The sequence below is a fragment of the Variovorax cryoconiti genome, assembly GCF_051216395.1.
Taxonomy (GTDB): Bacteria; Pseudomonadota; Gammaproteobacteria; order Burkholderiales; family Burkholderiaceae_C; genus Variovorax.
On the sequence record NZ_JBPJZI010000074.1, the window covers coordinates 1 to 1,047 of the forward strand.

General features: G+C 68.8%; 3 protein-coding genes. 2 read left to right on the forward strand and 1 reads right to left on the reverse strand.

Annotation, left to right across the window (positions count from 1 at the left end):
- Positions 1 to 396: sensor histidine kinase (locus ACSFA2_RS25840; RefSeq protein ID WP_435458174.1), on the forward strand; the 396-nt coding region annotated here is incomplete at its 5' end.
- Between the two features lie 13 nt (positions 397 to 409).
- On the forward strand, positions 410 to 631 hold the full coding sequence (locus tag ACSFA2_RS25845) for an oxidoreductase-like domain-containing protein (RefSeq protein ID WP_435458175.1): 222 nt from the start codon (positions 410 to 412) through the stop codon (positions 629 to 631).
- Between the two features lie 31 nt (positions 632 to 662).
- Here ACSFA2_RS25845 and ACSFA2_RS25850 read toward each other — a convergent pair.
- Positions 663 to 1,047, reverse strand: a 385-nt coding sequence (locus tag ACSFA2_RS25850) for a LysR substrate-binding domain-containing protein (RefSeq protein ID WP_435458176.1), incomplete at its 5' end; no start/stop codon positions are given.

Below are 1,047 nucleotides of genomic sequence, written 5' to 3' on the forward strand. Positions count from 1 at the left end.
GGCGACATCGCGCCGCTGGCGATCATGAACCGCTGCACGCTGTCGGTCGATGCGCCGCAGCCGCTGTGGGTGCGCGGCGATGCGCCATCGCTCGAACGTGCGCTGAGCAACCTGATCCAGAACGCCATCGAGCACGGCGGGCAGGGCTGCGACATCCAGGTGCGGCTGTGGGAGCCTTCGGGCTTCGAGGTGCTCGACTCCGGACCGGGCATTCCGGCAGCGGACCGTGAGCGCGTGGTGGCGCCGTTTCACCGGCTCGTGCCGCGAGGGCGCGGCGCCGGGCTCGGGCTGCACCTCGTGGCCGAGGTTGCGCGCCTGCATGGCGGGCAGCTCACGATCGGGTCGAGCGAATCGGGCGGGGCGAAGATGCGGCTGGAGCTGAACCTCGACGCATGAAGATCTGCCCTCCATGAACGCCATCGACCGGCTGCCCGAACCCACGAACCTTGCCGGCGCGCAAGCGCTCATCGCGCGCGTGCAGGCATTGCTCGATGCCGAAGGGCACGCAATGCGCGCGCCGCCGCCCGAGCCCACCACCTGCTGCGGTCGCGGCTGCAATGGCTGCGTGTGGGAAGGCTGGCTCGCCGCTGTGGCCTACTGGCGCGACGAGGCTTCGCTGCTGCTCGGCTGATGCGCGGCAGTCGCGCTACCGGTCTTTCGCATCACTTCGGCGTATCGCCCACCGGCGCCGCATCCTTCAGGTGCTCAAGGAACCATCGCCCGGCGGGTCCTGGCGGCAGGTCCTTGCGGTACACGGCAAACATGGCAATCGGCGGCGTGGTGGGCTGAAAAGCCTCCAGCTGCAACCGACTCAGGAGCCCTGACTCGATGTCGCTGCGCACCATGGCAAGCGGCATGTGCCCCCAGCCGAAACCCGCGCGAAGAAACGCATGCTTTGCGCCCAGGTCTGCGAGCCGCCATATCGAGGAAGTGAACACGCCGAAGCTCTTGCCGCTGGTCAGCGAGGTGCGGTCCGTCAGGACGAGTTGAACGTGCTGCTCCAGTTCCCGCGACGCGATGACGCGCTTCTGCGCGGCCAGCGGATGC

Coding starts and splice junctions, on each gene's coding strand:
- ACSFA2_RS25845 (WP_435458175.1), top strand. CDS start 410: ATGAACGCCATCGACCGGCTGCCCGAACCCACGAACCTTGCCGGCGCG.